Raw genomic sequence first — 1,675 nt, forward strand, 5'->3', positions numbered from 1 at the left:
CACCTATGCAGGCGGCCATGGCCACGGCAGGATGCGCCACGGCAATGTTCTCGACATCGATGGAACTGATCCATTCGCCGCCCGACTTGATGACGTCCTTGCTGCGGTCCGTGATCTGCAGGTAGCCGTCGGGGTCAATGGTGCCGACGTCACCTGTGGGGAACCAGCCGTCCACCAGCGGGTCGCCGCCCTCGCCCTTGAAGTATTCGCGCACAACCCATGGCCCCTTGACGTAAAGGTCGCCGAAGACCTTGCCGTCCCAGGGCAGTTCCTTGCCCTCGGCATCGACGATCTTCATGTCGACGCCGTAGAGGGCGCGCCCCTGCTTGAGGCGTATCTTCATTTTTTCCGCTTCCGGCAGCGCGTCGTGCTTGTTCTTGAGCGTGCACAGCGTGCCCAGCGGGCTCATCTCGGTCATGCCCCAGGCATGCAGCACCTCCACACCGTAGTCCTCACGGAAGGCATTGATCATGGCCGGCGGGCAGGCCGAGCCGCCGATGACCGTGCGCTTGAGCGTGGAGAACTTCAAGCCCGCGGGCTTCATGTGGGTCAGCAGCATCTGCCACACCGTGGGCACGCCGGCCGCGTAGGTGACTTTCTCGGCCTCAATCAACTCGTAAATCGACTTGCCATCAAGGGCCGGGCCCGGAAACACCAGCTTGGCGCCGGTGAGTGCGGCCGAATAAGGAATGCCCCAGGCGTTGACGTGGAACATGGGCACCACCGGCAGGATGGCGTCGCGCGCCGAGATGCACATCACATCGGGTAGCGCGGCCGCATACGCGTGCAGCGTGCTGGAGCGGTGGCTGTAGAGCGCGGCCTTGGGGTTGCCCGTGGTGCCGCTGGTGTAGCACATGCTGGAAGCCGTGTTCTCGTCAAAACTGGGCCAGCCGTAATTGCTGGTTTGCGCGCCTACCCAGCTTTCGTAGCTCTGCAGGTTGGGTACGCCGGAATCGGCCGGCAGCTTGTCGGCATCGCACAGCGCAATGTAGTGCTTGATGGTCGGGCAGCGGGCATGCACGGCTTGCACCAGCGGCAGAAAGCTCAGGTCAAAGCACAGTACCTGGTCTTCGGCGTGGTTGGCGATCCAGGCGATCTGGTCCGGGTGCAGGCGCGGGTTGATGGTGTGCAGCACCCGGCCTGAGCCGCTCACGCCGTAATAAAGCTCGAGGTGGCGGTAGCCGTTCCAGGCCAGCGTCGCAACGCGGTCACTGAATGCCAGCTCCAGTCCATCCAGCGCATTGGCCACCTGGCGCGCCCGACGGGCAACATCTTTGTAGGTGTAGCGATGCAGGTCGCCTTCTACGCGGCGCGAGACGATTTCAGCGTCGCCATGATGGCGTTCTGCAAATTCGATCAGGCCGGAAATCAGCAGCGGCTGGCTTTGCATTAACCCAAGCATCGAAAAGTCTCCATTGGTTGAATAGTGTTCGGCAAGCGGCCATCATGCCGCAGCGCACCATGACGGTCATGCGGGATTGCCCGTGAATCCACGGGTTCATGTCAGGTAGGGGACAATTTGCCGATGACCTCCGCAAACCTTTCCGCTACCGGCAATGCAAGCCCTGCTGCCGGCACCACGCTGGCCTGGCACAACAGCTTCGCGCAACTCGGCGGCGACTTTTACACACGCTTGCGGCCGCAGGCCCTGCCCGACCCTTATTGGGTCGGCCGC

1 protein-coding gene is annotated in these 1,675 nt (G+C 62.9%); it reads right to left on the bottom strand.

What is annotated here, in order from left to right:
- Positions 1-1,402 (bottom strand): 3-(methylthio)propionyl-CoA ligase (locus AC1D0Z_RS21160; RefSeq protein ID WP_477660123.1); only part of this gene is annotated, 1,402 nt, incomplete at its 3' end.
- Between the last annotated feature and the right edge of the window lie 273 nt (positions 1,403-1,675).

The organism is Polaromonas sp. P1_E3 (assembly GCF_056405935.1).